The organism is Mycetocola sp. JXN-3 (genome assembly GCF_014522285.1).
Classification (GTDB): domain Bacteria; phylum Actinomycetota; class Actinomycetes; order Actinomycetales; family Microbacteriaceae; genus Mycetocola; species Mycetocola saprophilus.
Map to the genome: position 1 here is coordinate 2,787,496 of NZ_CP041635.1, position 13,582 is coordinate 2,801,077.

General features: G+C 65.5%; 15 protein-coding genes and 1 pseudogene. 6 read left to right on the plus strand and 10 right to left on the minus strand.

Annotated features, from left to right (window positions below):
* Positions 1-120: 120 nt before the first annotated feature.
* The 5 genes from C7C57_RS12640 to C7C57_RS12660 all read right to left on the minus strand — a co-directional run bounded on the left by C7C57_RS12640 (position 121) and on the right by C7C57_RS12660 (position 6,738).
* The gene (locus tag C7C57_RS12640; RefSeq protein WP_187976698.1) at positions 121-1,848 is read right to left on the minus strand and encodes an ABC transporter ATP-binding protein; all 1,728 of its coding nucleotides are present in this window, start codon (positions 1,846-1,848) and stop codon (positions 121-123) included.
* Positions 1,845-2,753, minus strand: a complete 909-nt coding sequence (locus C7C57_RS12645) for an ABC transporter permease (protein ID WP_121689240.1) — start codon at positions 2,751-2,753, stop codon at positions 1,845-1,847. Before C7C57_RS12645 ends, C7C57_RS12640 begins: the two co-directional genes overlap by 4 nt.
* The gene (locus C7C57_RS12650; protein WP_030148966.1) at positions 2,750-3,730 is read right to left on the minus strand and encodes an ABC transporter permease; all 981 of its coding nucleotides are present in this window, start codon (positions 3,728-3,730) and stop codon (positions 2,750-2,752) included. Before C7C57_RS12650 ends, C7C57_RS12645 begins: the two co-directional genes overlap by 4 nt.
* Complete coding sequence (locus C7C57_RS12655) at positions 3,730-5,412, minus strand: ABC transporter substrate-binding protein (protein WP_187976699.1); 1,683 nt, start codon at positions 5,410-5,412, stop codon at positions 3,730-3,732. Before C7C57_RS12655 ends, C7C57_RS12650 begins: the two co-directional genes overlap by 1 nt.
* 228 nt (positions 5,413-5,640) lie before the next feature.
* Positions 5,641-6,738, minus strand: coding sequence for a LacI family DNA-binding transcriptional regulator (locus C7C57_RS12660; RefSeq protein ID WP_255505678.1), 1,098 nt, complete (start codon positions 6,736-6,738; stop codon positions 5,641-5,643).
* A 92-nt stretch (positions 6,739-6,830) separates the two neighbouring features.
* Between C7C57_RS12660 and C7C57_RS12665 the strand changes: the two genes are divergently transcribed.
* Entirely contained in the window at positions 6,831-7,610 is a 780-nt protein-coding gene (locus C7C57_RS12665) for a tautomerase family protein (protein WP_187976701.1), read from the plus strand.
* 2 nt (positions 7,611-7,612) lie between these two features.
* On the opposite strand, the gene C7C57_RS12670 is transcribed toward C7C57_RS12665, so the two are convergent.
* Together C7C57_RS12670 and C7C57_RS12675 are read right to left on the minus strand one after the other, a co-directional pair.
* Positions 7,613-7,981, minus strand: coding sequence for an ImmA/IrrE family metallo-endopeptidase (locus C7C57_RS12670; protein WP_187976702.1), 369 nt, complete (start codon positions 7,979-7,981; stop codon positions 7,613-7,615).
* 3 nt (positions 7,982-7,984) lie between these two features.
* On the minus strand, positions 7,985-8,467 hold the full coding sequence (locus C7C57_RS12675) for a helix-turn-helix transcriptional regulator (protein ID WP_187976703.1): 483 nt from the start codon (positions 8,465-8,467) through the stop codon (positions 7,985-7,987).
* Between the two features lie 131 nt (positions 8,468-8,598).
* Here C7C57_RS12675 and C7C57_RS12680 point away from each other — a divergent pair, with 131 nt between their 5' ends.
* The 3 genes and pseudogenes from C7C57_RS12680 (at position 8,599) to C7C57_RS15875 (ending at position 9,994) form a co-directional block, all read left to right on the plus strand.
* The gene (locus tag C7C57_RS12680) at positions 8,599-9,090 is read left to right on the plus strand and encodes a helix-turn-helix transcriptional regulator (RefSeq protein WP_187976704.1); all 492 of its coding nucleotides are present in this window, start codon (positions 8,599-8,601) and stop codon (positions 9,088-9,090) included.
* A 130-nt stretch (positions 9,091-9,220) separates the two neighbouring features.
* Positions 9,221-9,526: pseudogene (locus C7C57_RS15990) on the plus strand (M23 family metallopeptidase); the annotation flags it as partial.
* A gap of 111 nt (positions 9,527-9,637) precedes the next feature.
* A complete protein-coding gene (locus C7C57_RS15875; protein ID WP_255505679.1) occupies positions 9,638-9,994 on the plus strand; it encodes a hypothetical protein in 357 nt (118 codons plus the stop codon).
* Positions 9,995-10,053: 59 nt separating this feature from the next.
* On the opposite strand, the gene ahcY is transcribed toward C7C57_RS15875, so the two are convergent.
* From ahcY to C7C57_RS12700, 3 genes are read right to left on the minus strand one after another with little or no spacing between them, the layout of a single operon-like run.
* Entirely contained in the window at positions 10,054-11,535 is a 1,482-nt protein-coding gene (gene ahcY / locus C7C57_RS12690) for an adenosylhomocysteinase (RefSeq protein WP_187976706.1), read from the minus strand.
* Positions 11,536-11,591: 56 nt separating this feature from the next.
* On the minus strand, positions 11,592-11,810 hold the full coding sequence (locus tag C7C57_RS12695) for a hypothetical protein (protein WP_030148975.1): 219 nt from the start codon (positions 11,808-11,810) through the stop codon (positions 11,592-11,594).
* A gap of 12 nt (positions 11,811-11,822) precedes the next feature.
* Positions 11,823-12,026, minus strand: a complete 204-nt coding sequence (locus C7C57_RS12700; protein ID WP_030148976.1) for a DUF3499 family protein — start codon at positions 12,024-12,026, stop codon at positions 11,823-11,825.
* An 80-nt stretch (positions 12,027-12,106) separates the two neighbouring features.
* On the opposite strand from C7C57_RS12700, the gene C7C57_RS12705 reads away from it, so the two are divergent.
* Both C7C57_RS12705 and C7C57_RS12710 read left to right on the plus strand, forming a co-directional pair.
* Positions 12,107-12,547, plus strand: a complete 441-nt coding sequence (locus tag C7C57_RS12705) for a metallopeptidase family protein (protein ID WP_030148977.1) — start codon at positions 12,107-12,109, stop codon at positions 12,545-12,547.
* A gap of 126 nt (positions 12,548-12,673) precedes the next feature.
* A complete protein-coding gene (locus C7C57_RS12710) occupies positions 12,674-13,486 on the plus strand; it encodes an ABC transporter ATP-binding protein (RefSeq protein ID WP_187976707.1) in 813 nt (270 codons plus the stop codon).
* Positions 13,487-13,582: the final 96 nt, after the last annotated feature.

The following is a 13,582-nucleotide window of genomic DNA, read 5'->3' on the forward strand; positions in this document are numbered from 1 at the left end:
GGGTCTCCTTCGCGAGGCTCGGGCGGTGAAGCGGGGTTTCCCACCGGTGCATCCGAATCGGGTTCGGGTGCACCGGTGGGATCAGGGCGTCCGGGACACGGGATCCCGGACACCCCGGGTTTAGCGGGTTTCGCGTGCCCGCGCGGGGTTGGGCACGGCGTCCAGCAGGCGGATGGTGTACTCGTCGCTGGGGTTGCGCAGCACGTCGGCGGTGGGGCCTGACTCGACCACGCGGCCCGAGTTCAGCACCATCATCCGATCGGTCACTAGGCGCGCACTCAGCAGGTCGTGGGTGATGTAGAGCATGCTCACACCCCACTGCTCGCGCAGATCCTCAAGCAGACCCAGGACACCCGCGCGCAGCGAGACATCCAGCATCGACACCGGCTCATCGGCCACGAGCACCTGCGGGTCACTCGCCAGGGCGCGGGCAATCACAACGCGCTGACGCTGACCACCGGAGAGCTGGTGCGGGAGCTTCTGCGCGAAGGTCTCCGCGGGGGTCAGCCCCACGGTTTCCAGCAGCTCCAGCATGCGCTCGCGCGCGGCCTCGCCGCGACGCTCGGTGAAGTTCAGGATCGGGCGCAGCAGCGTGTACTCCACCGTGTGCAGCGGGTTCAGCGCCGCATACGGGTCCTGGAACACCATCTGGACGTTCTTGCGCAGCTCACGCAGTTCGCGGCGGCGCAGCGCCGAGAGGTTCGAGTCACCGAAGCGCACGAGGCCGGAGCTGGGCTTTTCCGCGCCGGTTACCAGCTTGGCGATCGTCGACTTACCCGAACCTGACTGGCCCACCAGCGCCAGGGACTCCCCCGGTGCCAGCGTGAAGGACACGTTGTCCACCGCGACCACGGGTGCCTCGCCCCGACGCGGCGGTGCATAGACCTTGCTCACGCCCTCGACCACGATCGAGGCGTCGGCGCGGCGGGCCGCCCGAGCATCGGATCGCGGCGAGGTGGTGGCACGCTCGGCACGCGCGGCATCGGCCGAGCGTCCGCGGGTGCTGAAGCCGGGGATGTGGATCTCCTCGGCGCGCGGGTCCGCATAGTGGCTGAGCAGCATCCGGGTGTATTCGGCCTGCGGATCGTCCAGGATCTGGTGGCTCGGGCCATCCTCCACCACGACGCCGTCATGCATCACGAGCACACGCTCGGTGGATTCCAGCACGATACCCAGGTCGTGGGAGATCAGGATCGCGGTGAACCCCTCGCTGGCCTGAAGCTGGCGGATGGTGTCCATCACCGCGTGCTGCACGAGCACGTCCAGCGCGGTGGTGGGCTCATCAAAGACCAGCAGTTCGGGCTCAAGCGAGAGCGCCAGGGCGATCGAAACCCGCTGACGCATACCGCCGGAGAGTTCCCCGGGGTAGCGATCCAGCACCGTCTCGGGCAGCTCAACCTTGCGCACCAGCTCGCTCGCGCGGGCATTGAAGCTGCCCGCCTCGACGTGACCGTGGGCACGGAAGATGTCGTGGAAGTGCTTGCGAATGGTGCGCACCGGGTTCAGCGCGTTCATGCCCGACTGCAGCACCATCGCGAATCCGCCGCGACGCTGCTTGCGCAGGGCCTCAGCATCCAGGGTGCGAATGTCGGATCCGTGGAACAGGATCTTCCCGTTCACGATGGTTGCCGGCGGCTTGGCCAGACGGGTCAGTGCAAAGCCCAGGGTCGACTTCCCCGAACCCGATTCGCCCACGAGTCCGATGAACTCGCCACGACGCAGGCTGAAGGACACGTTCTTGACTGCGGCGACCGGCTCGAAGCCCTCGCTGCGGTACTCCACCGTGAGGTTTTCGACCCGCAGAATCGGCTCTTCGGCTCCCCCTGCGGGAGTGGTGTTGGTGGTCATCGACCCTTTCCTTCCCGAAGCCGCGGGTTGGAAATCCCGTCGACACCAAAGTTGATGAGCGTGAGGCTCGTGGCCAGCAGCGCGATGCAGAGACCCGGAGCAAACAGCAGCAGCCACTGTCCGGTGAGCAGCGCGTTGGAGTTCTGTGCCCAGAAGAGCATGGTTCCCCAGCTGACGGTGGTCGGGTCACCCAGACCCAGGAATTCCAGGCCCGCCTCGGCGAGGATCGCCGCGGTGGCCGCACCGAAGAACGAACCGGTGATCAGCGAGGTCATGTTGGGCAGGATCTCACGGAAGATGATGCGGAATGAGGAGTCCCCGGCGAACCGGGCGGCGGTCACGAAGTCACGCGAGCGCAGCGTCTGGGTCTGGCTGCGCAGCACGCGCGCACCCCAGGCCCAACCGGTGACCACGATCACCGCGATGATCATCACGATGCCACCGTTTTGCAGGTAGGAGGCGATCACGATCATCAGCGGCAGACCCGGGATAACCAGGAACAGGTTGACGATGAACCCGACCACGTCGCCGCCGAAGCCGCGTGAGTAGCCCCAGCTGAGGCCGATCAGCACGGCGATTACCGTGGCGATCGCACCGGCCGCGAATCCCACGAAGACCGAGACGCGGGCGCCCCAGATGATCTGCGAGAGGACGTCCTCACCGGCGGCGGTGGTCCCGAGCCAGTGGGCGGCCGAGCCGCCGGCGCTGCGTTCGAAGCCGTCCTGGCTGGCGCCGTAGGGGGCAAGCCAGGGGGCGAAGGTTGCGGTGATGATGAAGATGGCCAGCAGGACCACGCCGATCCGGGCCCGGGGGTTGGACCAAATGGTGCCGGCGATGCGGCCGATCGTGCGCAGGGTGCCACGCAGTGCGCGCGCCCGCACGGGGGTAGTGGTGGTGGATGTCATCGTCGCGTCCTTGGGTCGAGTACACCGTAGAGAATGTCTACGAGGAAGTTAGCGATGAGCACGCTCACGGTGATCATCAAGAAGAGGGCCTGCATCAGCGGGTAGTCCTGGTTGACCACGGCGTTGTACAGCAGGTATCCGATTCCGGGGTAGCCATACACCTGCTCCACCAGGATCGAACCACCCACCACGCCACCGAGGGCCAGACCGAACCCGGTGAGGTTCGGCAGGATCGCGTTGCGGGCGGCGTACTTGATGGCCACGGTGCGGCCGCGCAGACCGTTTGCCTCGGCGAAGGTCACGTAGTCATCGCCGAGGGTGTTGATCATCGCGTTACGCATACCCAGGATCCAGCCACCCAGCGAGGTGATCAGGATGGTCAGGGCCGGCAGGGTCGCGTGGTAGATCAGGTCGGCGATGAAGGAGAACGAGAACTCCGGCACCGCGGTGGGCGAGGATGCGCCCGAGGTCGGGAACAGGTGTCCCACATAGCCCGCGAAGAACAGCAGCAGCAGGGCGATCCAGAAGTACGGGAATGCGCTCAGGAAGCTGCCGCCCAGGGTGGGCAGGGTGTCGAGCCAGGTGCCGCGCTTCCAGGCGGCGAGGACACCGATCAGGGTACCGATCACGAAGGCCAGGATGGTGACGATTCCCACCAGCACCACGGTGTAGGGCAGGGCCGTCAGGACCAGGTCGGAGACCTTCTCGGGGTAGAAGGTGAACGAGACACCGAAGTCCAGCGTGACCACCTGCTGGAGGTAGTGCACGTACTGCTCGAACAGGTTACCGCCGGGCACACCCAGCTGGGCCTCGATCGCGGCGCGGGTCGCGGCGCTCACGGGTCCGTTCTGGGAGAGCTTGGCGATTGCGGCGTCGGCCGGCGAACCGGGCATCAGCCGGGGCAGGAAGAAGTTCAGCGTGACCGCGGCCCACAGGGTGAGCAGCAGCATGCCGAGCTTGCGCAGTGCATACTTCATTATTTCTTGTCCTCGGTGTGCTCACGCGGCTTCAGCGAAGTGAAGATCAGCAGGGCGGTCGGGGTGTAGGTCTTCAGCGAGGCGTACGGGTGGTCGGCGTCGGGCCAGCCCACGTACTTGTTCTCGCTGTACAAGCCCCAGGAACCGCCGTAGTAGAGCGAGATCACCGGCAGGTCGGTGACCATCGCGTGCTGCAGCTGGTACCCCAGCTCGCGGGTTTCGTTCGGGTCGAGCGAGGTGCGGTACTTGGCGAGGATCTCGTCCACCGCCGGGTTCTGGTAGCGCTCGAAGTTGCTCGGTGCCTCCTGGCCCACGGGCCGGAAGTTGGAGCTGTTCAGCAGACCGTTGAGGTCCTGGTACTGCGAACCGAGTCCGCCGTAGGCACCCATGGCGATGTCGAAGTCACCGTTACGCAGGGCCAGCTGGTAAGCCGGGGGCTGCGGCTGGGTGAGCTTGACGTCGATGCCGAGGGCGGAGAGCTGACGCTGTACCTGGCTGGCCGCACGCAGCCAGTCGGTGTAGCCGTTGGCGGTGAGCAGCGAGAAGCTCAGCTGCTTACCCGAGGCGTCCACAAGCTTGCCATCCTGGTCGTGGTACCCGGCCCGGGCGAAGGCCGCCTTGGCCGCGTCCAGGTCCTGGGTGATCACGCCACCGTTGGGGATCGAGGGGTCCAGGTCTGCCTGCTGGTTGGGCAGCAGGATTCCGGCCTGGGTTGCGGGCTGCATCGAGCCCTCGGTTGCGGCATCGGCGATCTGCTTACGATCCAGGGCCAGCGCGATTCCCTGACGCACGTCGGGGTTGTTGAACGGAGCCTTGGTGAGGTTCGGCTGAAGCGAGATCACACCACCCGGCGGGAACCAGTAGCGGTTGTACTGGTTGGCGCCGCCCCAGGTCTTCTTCACGTCGCTCATGTACATGTAACCCCAGTCGTATCCCTGGGTGACCATGGCGAGCTGACCGTTGGTGGCGGGCAGGATCAGGTGCTTGACCGTGACCTTGTCCTTCTGCCAGTAGTTCTCGTTGCGGTTCATCGTGTACTGCTGCGGGCTGTAGTTGCCGAGCGTGAACGGACCGGTACCCACCGGGTTTTCATCGGTGTAGGTGCCGGGGTCCTTGACGTTCTTCCACAGGTGCTCGGGCAGGATCAGGGTCTGCGCGATGATGTTGGCGGCGGGAACGTCCGCGGACTTCAGGTGCACGGTCACGGTCTGGCTACCCTCTTCGGTGCCGGTTTCGACCGTGCTGATGTACTGCCAGATGCCCTGCATGTCCAGGGTCGGGCTGGTCTTGAGCAGGTTGAAGGTGAACTCAACATCCTTGGCGGTCAGCGGCTTGCCGTCGGACCATTTGACGCCATCCCGCAGGGTGAATACCACGGTGGAGGCGTCGGGCTGGGTGACCTTCTGGGCGAGCCAGGGGGTCACATCCCCGTTGACATCGTTCACGATCACGAGCGGCTCGTAGATGTAGGCGGCACCGATCCGGCGGTTGGCCATGAACGGGTTGAAGTTGCGCTGATACATGGGCGAGCCCTGATCGGCGGCCAGGAGCAGGGTGTCCTGGGGAATGGTGGGGTCCGGCTTGCTCTCGATGTGGATGTTACATCCGGTGAGGGCTAGACCCGTCGCGATCGTGATTGCGACAAGCGATAGCAGTCGCGATCGGCGGGGAAATTTCTTCATTGAATGCGAAACCTCGAGTCATCCTCGTCACGAGTCGGCGCGTTCGGGGGAGGGCATTGAACACGTCGAGTTGCCACGCGGACGCGTGCAACCCCCTCAGTGTAAGCGCATACATTTACAAAATGCAAGCCCCAGAGCGTGGCGCAAAGCCCCCGGACGGGTCACACCCAGGTTCGGGCGTTTTCCTCACAAATGGGATGGATTGCGCCCACCGCACACAGCAACGCCCTACCGCGTCGGCTCGGTGCTCTCGCGCAGCAGGACCGACACCGGCAGGCGCACCCCGCGCGGCTCCCCCGCCGGCTCTTGGAATCGCTCATCCAGCAGGGCGATCGCCGCCCGGCCCAGATCCTCGATCGGCTGACGCACGGTGCTCAGCCGCGGACTCGACAGCGCCGCGGCGGGGATGCCGTCAAATCCCGAGACCAGCACGCGCCCGGGCACCTCGATGCCGGCGGCGGCAAACTCGTCCAGCACCCCGAGCGCCATCTGGTCGTTACCGCACAGCACGGCTCCAGGAAGCTCTCCGCCGGCGTCCGCCAGGTCCGCCAGTTCGCGCCCAACCCGGCGGCCGGTTTCCCGGGTAAAGGTGTCGCTGATCCAGCGCATATCCTCGGCGCGCCCGTGCTTTTCCAGCGCGTCGCGCACGCCGCGGCGACGATCCCGGGCGTCGGGAGACTCTTCGGGTCCACCGAGGTACACCAGCGGACGGTCGGTACGCGAGAGCACGTGATCGGTCAGCGCCGCCATGCCCTCGCGGTTGGACACCGACACCCGGTCAAACTCCTCATAGTCGCCGCGCGAAGACAGGACGACCACGGGAATGCGGGCGGCCAACGGCTTCAGCACATCATCTGGAACCGCGCGGGCGAGGACGATCAACCCGTCCACCCGGCCGGCCATATCGGTGAAGGTTTGCAGCGAGTTACTCCCCCGACCCACCGCGACCATCAGCGCGTATCCACGCCGCCAGGCCTCCAGTTCGGCTCCGCGCACAACCTCATCGAAGTAGAGGTCGGCGATGTGGTCGTCGGCCGTCTTGCCCAGGTCGGTGACAATATCGGTCCCGCCGGTTTCGGGCAGTTCGATCTCACTCAGATCCTCGATGGCGTCAAATCCCGGCAGGTAGAGACCCAGCACGCCGGTACGCCGCTCGGCCAGCCCGCGGGCGGCACCGCTTGGGACATACCCCAGTTCACGCACGGCTGCCTCGACCCGGGCGGCGGTGTCGGGACGCACCCGATCCGGCGAGCGCAGCACCCGCGAGACCGTGGCGATCGAGACCCCGGCACGCTCGGCGACGTCATACACGGTGGGCGGTTTCACTATCCGGAGCCTTCCAAAATGGATGCGCTTACGCGCGGGAGGATTCCAGCGTACCCTGTTGCCGCGGCGCACACGCGGGCATACTGGCATGCATGGCTCAGATCATCGTCTATGGACTCGCGGACACGCTTCGCCCGCGCCGGCAGACCCTCTCGGACGCGGTCCACGCGGCCGCGGTCGCCGAACTGGGGCTCCCCGAAGCCAAGCGCTTCCACCGCTTCGTCCCGCTCGATCGCGAGGACTTCATCTTCCCCACCGACCGCAGCGAGAATTACACAATCATCGAAGTTTCCCTCTTTGCCGGGCGCAGCACCAAGACCAAGAAGCGTTTCATCCGCGCTCTCTTTACCCGCATCACTGAGGCCGTGGGTATCGAGGCACAGGATGTGGAGATCACCCTGACCGAAACCCCACGCGAAAACTGGGGCATCCGCGGGCTCCCCGGCGACGAGCTGACCCTGAACTACGCGGTGGAACCAACCACGGACAATGCTGCGGGGTGGTTTGCGGTCGCCCCGCTTTCGGGACAGGTCTATCGTCCCGACACCACCTCCGCGCCCGGGACACCCTCCTGGGATCCCGGCCCGTCCCAGACCATCCGCCTCATGAACGAGTATGGGGTGGGGTGGCCACTCTGGGGGCCGGACGGCCTCACCACCGAGGAGGACTTTCCCCAACTCTCCCCCACACTCCGTGCGCGGCTGAAGGCCTGGGCCGAGGAATTCAACACCCATTTCGATCATGAGCACGGCTGGCGCACGCGCCCCGAGCTGCGCGAAACCCACGCGGCCGAGGGCGGACTACTGACCCTGCACCTCACCGAGGAGCTGGGAGCCCGCTACGGCGTGCAGCTGGATCTCTGGGAGAGCTAGGCCTAGTTTCCCGCGTGGCGCTCGCGCTCGTAGAGGTACGCGCCGAGGATCCGTTCGGTCACCCCCAGCTCGACCGCGAGCTCATGGCGCTGCTGGGTCCAGCGGGCAACCTCGGCGAAACGACGATCATCGATCAAATTGCGAGCGGCAAGCGCGTCGGCCGCGCGCTCCTCCTTACGACTGGTTGCCGAGTGCCCGAGCACCACATGGGCGACCTCATGCGCCACCACCGAGCGCTCATGCCGGGCGGTCAGGCCGGGACGCACAAAGATCACGCGCAGGCGCGGCACCCAGAGTCCCGTGGGCGCGCCGATCCGCCGGGCAAGCACGGCCACCCCCAGGGCTTCGGCATGCGCGTACGGATCATACATCCACTATCCATTCGGAAACTCGGGGGCCCCTCCGTCGTCGGTCGTGGCGGCCGCGATTTCCTCACCCAGGTCAACACTCATCAGATACTCGTCCCGTGAGCGAGTCTTAGTCTGCCGGAGGGGTGTGACATTGGCGGGCAGCATATGCGCCACCAATACCTGGCTCGCCTCCTGAACCGCCACCTCGCGACGATCCTCGGGCACCAGCTCAACCAGACGCCCCAGCACGTCGGCATAGCGGGCCGCCGCGTCGCTGACCGCGCCTCCCGCCTGCGGCACATCAAGCACCGACATGATGCGCTGAAGCGTGCCGGCCTGGGGAACCTTGACGCCGTTTTCCAGGTTGACGATGGTCTGCCTGGTCACGCCCGCCTCCGTCGCCAGCTGCTGCTGGGTCAGCGATCGGTTCCGACGCTCGGTGCGCACGCGCTGAGCCACCTCTTCACGCTCGGCGGCCGAAAACCGCGCAAAGTCATTTTTTGCCATGTCCCTACCGTAACATCGTTGACTTCCCATGCAAACAATAAATGTGCTAATTGTCACGAACTACCCACTAGTACGCAAAAAGTCACCTAAATGGTTTGCATTATTGTCAATTATCTTTTAGATTCGTTGACATGAACACGGAAACAATCACCCCGGGAGGCGCGCTTCGCACCCTGCGAGCCCAGGCGCACCTCACCCTCGCCGAAGCCGCCGAGCTGGGGAACACCGACATCTCCTATCTCTCCCGGGTGGAAACCGGCAAGCAGGAGGCGACCCCCACCTTCCTCGGGCTCATGCTGCTCGGGCTCGGCCGGGCACTCCTTACGGAGGGCGGCGACGAGACCCGTCTGGCCGAGGCTCGGGGCCGGACGTTCCTCAACCCCGGGCAGGTCGAGGAGCGATTCCCTCAGCTCAACCGCGGCAAGCTGTCGCGGCTGCGGTTCAATGACCGCGGCCCCCGCTTCATCAAGCGCGGTCCCCGAACGGTGCTCTACCTGGAATCGGAGATCCGGCGCTGGCTGGCCTCCCCCGAGGCCGCGGTGGAGGGGATCGAGAATCCCGACTCCCGCGCCCTCCACCCGTCAAATCATCGCCCCGGCACCACTCCGGTTGCCGGGCGCTGACCACACAGATTTTCCACGCCACCCGGCGTAGGATCCCACACTTTCTCGTTCCGGAGCGAGAGAGAAGTCACAGTAAACCCACTCACAAGAAAGGAAAGCAATGGCAAGATTTCCATTTTCACTGGCGATCATGACGTCTCCATTCGGAGATCGAGACCTTATCGAAGATCCGTACCACAAGGGAATTGACTTTGCGGTCGGAGCAGGAACCCCCGTCCCCGTAGCAGCCGACGGCATCGTTATTGGCGCAAGCCATTCCACTGCGATCAACTACTGGAAGGAAGTTGATCATGGTGGCGGCTGGCGCACGCGATATCACATGCTCGGGTCTCCCGCCGGACCCGCGGTAGGCCAGACCGTAACCGAAGGACAAATCATCGGCTACAGCGGCCCGCAATACGGCGTGAGCAAGGGGCCACACCATCACTTCGAGGTGCACAACCGCAATTTGCCGCCCACTCCGAAATTCGGCTACGCGGTAGACCCCAAAAAGAACATCAACAACTTTGGGAACGGCTCCGTTCCCAACCCTACGGAAGAGGAAAAATTGACTCGAGGATTCGCAGTTTACGCCAACACGGCAACCAACCAGTGGGCCGTCGGTGGCCCCGGAACCTGGCAGGTGCTTTCGGGTGCCGAGACCGGGCTGTACAGCACCATCTACGGTGAGCGCGTCGCCCTGAACGACGCCGACTACCAGGGTGTGGCACGCCTGTGCCGCAGCGGCAAGATCAGCGACGTGCGCGTCTATGCAAACGTCACCACCAACGTGTGGGCGCTGGGTGGCCCGGGCGTCTGGTTCATCATTCCCGCGGGGCAGGGCACCCTGTTTGAGAACCTCTTCGGCGAGAAGACGGTCCTTACCGACGCACAGTTCCAGCAGCTGCGCGCGGCACTGGTCTAACCACCACCCAAGCCAACGGCCCGGCATCCACAGGGATGCCGGGCCGTTTGGCTTGTCCGCTAGTAGCGGTAGTGCTCGACCTTATATGGTCCCTCAACCGAGACGCCGATGTAGGCGGCCTGCTCCGGGGAGAGCACGGTCAGCTCGACACCCAGGGCGTCCAGGTGCAGGCGGGCAACCTTCTCATCCAGGAGCTTGGGCAGCGTGTACACGCCCACCGGGTACTCCTCAAGGCGGGTGTGCAGCTCGATCTGCGCGAGTACCTGGTTGGTGAACGAGTTACTCATCACAAACGAGGGGTGTCCGGTGGCGTTACCCAGGTTCATCAGGCGACCCTCGGAGAGGACGATCACGCTGCGGCCGTTGGGCAGGTTCCACTCGTGCACCTGCGGCTTGATCTCGACCTTTTCGACGCCCTCGATCTTGCCGAGCCCGGCCATATCGATCTCGTTGTCGAAGTGGCCCACGTTGGAGACGATCGCGTGGTGCTTCATCGCCAGGATGTGCTCGGGACGAATCACGTTGAAGTTACCGGTGGTGGTCACAAAGATGTCAACCAGGCCGACAACCGATTCCAGCTTGGCCACCTGGAAGCCGTCCATCGCCGCCTGCAGTGCACAGATCGGGTCAACCTCGGAGACGATCACCCGGGCACCCTGGCCGCGCAGTGCCTCGGCCGCACCCTTACCCACGTCACCGTAGCCCACCACGAAGGCAACCTTGCCGCCGATCAGCACGTCGGTGGCGCGGTTCAGGCCGTCCGGCAGCGAGTGACGGATGCCGTAGCGGTTATCGAACTTGGACTTGGTGACCGAGTCGTTGACGTTGATTGCCGGGAAGAGCAGCTGTCCGTCGCGCTCCAGCTCGTAGAGGCGGTGCACACCGGTGGTGGTCTCCTCGGTCACGCCCTGGATCTCCTCGGCGATGCGGGTCCAGCGGTCGGTGCTGGTGCCCAGCGAATCGCGCAGCAGGTCGAGGATCACGCCGTATTCGACGCTGTCGGTCTCGGCGGTGGCGGGCACGGCACCGGCGAGTTCAAACTCGCGGCCCTTGTGCACCAGGATCGTGGCGTCGCCGCCATCGTCCAGGATCAGGTTCGGTCCGGCCCAGTCGGCACCGGCCTCGGCTGCCTCGGTGGACCAGTCGAAGATGCGGCTGGTGCACCACCAGTACTCGGGCAGGGTTTCGCCCTTCCAGGCGAACACCGGGACACCCTGGGGGTTCTCCACGGTTCCGTTCGGGCCCACCACGACGGCCGCGGCGGCCTCGTCCTGGGTCGAGAAAATGTTACAGCTGGCCCAGCGCACCTGGGCGCCGAGCGCAACGAGGGTTTCGATCAGCACGGCGGTCTGCACGGTCATGTGCAGCGAACCGGCGATGCGAGCACCGGCCAACGGCTGGCTCTCGGCGAATTCGGAACGCAGGCTCATCAGGCCCGGCATCTCGTTTTCGGCGAGACGCAGCTGGTGACGACCGGCCTCGGCGAGGCTCAGGTCTGCAACGAGATAGGGAAGATCGTTTGAAAGTTCGGGACGCGACATAGTCCCATTGTTGCAGACCGTTTCGTTACATTACGGAGAGGATTCTGGGCGGGTGATCAGCGCTCGGACGAATCGTCCGAGCGCCCCTCCAGCATCGTGCGCACGCCGCGAAAACCGCGGTAAAGTACCAGGCCACCGGCCAGAATCAAGATGATCGCGGTGAGCAGGCTCGACCCGGTGAATCCGCCCATCGCCCCGCGCATGATGCCGTAGATGACAAACCCCGCCCCCAGGACGATAAACAGAATGTAGGACACACGCTGGAACGGGCTCATGCTGCCTCCGAGTTAGGGGGTGGTTCGCGGTTGAATCAGGGTCCATCCCCGCGGCACCGTCTGACGGGTCGCATGGAACGCACACAGATCGTAGCAGTGCGGACGACGCTCGGTGCCGAGTGGTCCGATCACGGCCATCGAATCCGCGTAGTCGTAGGTGAGGGTCGCGACCGCCTCGCGGTTACAGCCAATTCGGGAGCAGAGCCTCTGGTTCATATCCCTTTCAGCGTACCCTGCCCACACGGACGCACCGGCCCGGACGGTCGGTATTGGAGGGAAACGCGTAGACTGGGGCAATGCCCCGCTCCTCCCATTCCCAACGATCAGGCACCGGACGCCGTGCCGTACGACACGATCGTCACGGACGCGCAGGCCGCAGCTCGGTCACCGGGCCGCACCTCCCGCCGCTGCGTGGACGGGTCGACTTCTTCGATCTGATCGTCGGCAGCACCGCGGATTTCCTGCGCGGGATGTGGAGCGAGGAGCTGGAAAACGTCTCGTTTGAGATCGGCGGGATGCCGCTGGGCGAGCCTGGTCCCACCGGGGTACGCCGCTGGGATGCGCTGCGCGATCAGCGCCGGATCATCCTGTACCGGGTGCCGATCGAGCGCCTGGCCCGGCTGCACGTCAACGATCAGCTGCACCGCCAAATGCACATCGAGAGCTGCGTATTCAGGGCCACCGCCGAGTATCTGGAGCGCGACCCCTGGGACCTCGGCCCCGAGCGTTTCCGCTAGGCTGGAATCCCGGGCACGACGCCGCACACCCACGACTCGCGTCCCCGCGCCACGACCCCGCAGCGCCCCCTGCACAGTGTTGATCGTGCCGGCTCGGACCGCGCGATCCCGTCCTGAAAGCGTGTGATGCTCCCCTCTTCCTCCTCCCCAAAAATCGGCACCGAGGTGCTGAAACTCGAACACGTCGGCCTGGTTCGCGGAGGCCGCCCCCTCCTGATCGATGTGAATCTCACAGTCCATGCCGGCGAACGCTGGGCGGTGATCGGGGCCAACGGCGCCGGTAAGTCCACCCTGCTGAGCCTCTGCGGCGCGGTCCAGCACCCCACCAGCGGCACCGTGGACGTACTGGGCGCGCGCCTGGGCCGGGTCGAGATTCGGGAGCTGCGCACCCATATCGGCCACGTGAATCCGCGGCATCCGCTGCAAAGTCCACTGCCGATCCTGGACGTGATCCTTACCGGGTTGACCGGCAGCGTGGAAAGGATGATGCGCTGGGAACCCACCGCCGCCGAGAGCGACCGCGCCCTCGAACTCGCGGCCCTGCTGGGTCTGGGATCCAAGCTCGCCGAGCCCTGGACCACCCTCTCCCAGGGGGAGCGCGGCCGCACGCTGATCGCCCGCGCCCTGATCACCGACCCTGCCCTCCTGCTGCTGGACGAGCCCTCCACCGGGCTCGACGTGGCGGCCCGCGAGCAGCTGCTGGAAACCGTGGACCATCTGGTGTCGGTCCGGCCCGAGCTGGCGACCCTGCTGGTGACCCATCATCTCGAGGAGCTGCCCACCTCGACCACCCATGCGGCGCTGGTCACCGACGGCCGGATCTCGGCCCAGGGGCTTGCCCGCGCGGTGCTGACCACCGAGGCGGTCTCGGAGAGCTTTGACTATCCGATCCGGATCAGCGAGTACGAGGGCCGCTGGAGTGCCCGCGCCGGACGCTAGCCGGAATCACAAAACCCGCGCCCTCTCGGGGCGCGGGTTGTGTGTTGGTGGCGCGGGAGCCCGGTGCCACGCAGGTCCGGTGCTCTGAATGCGGGG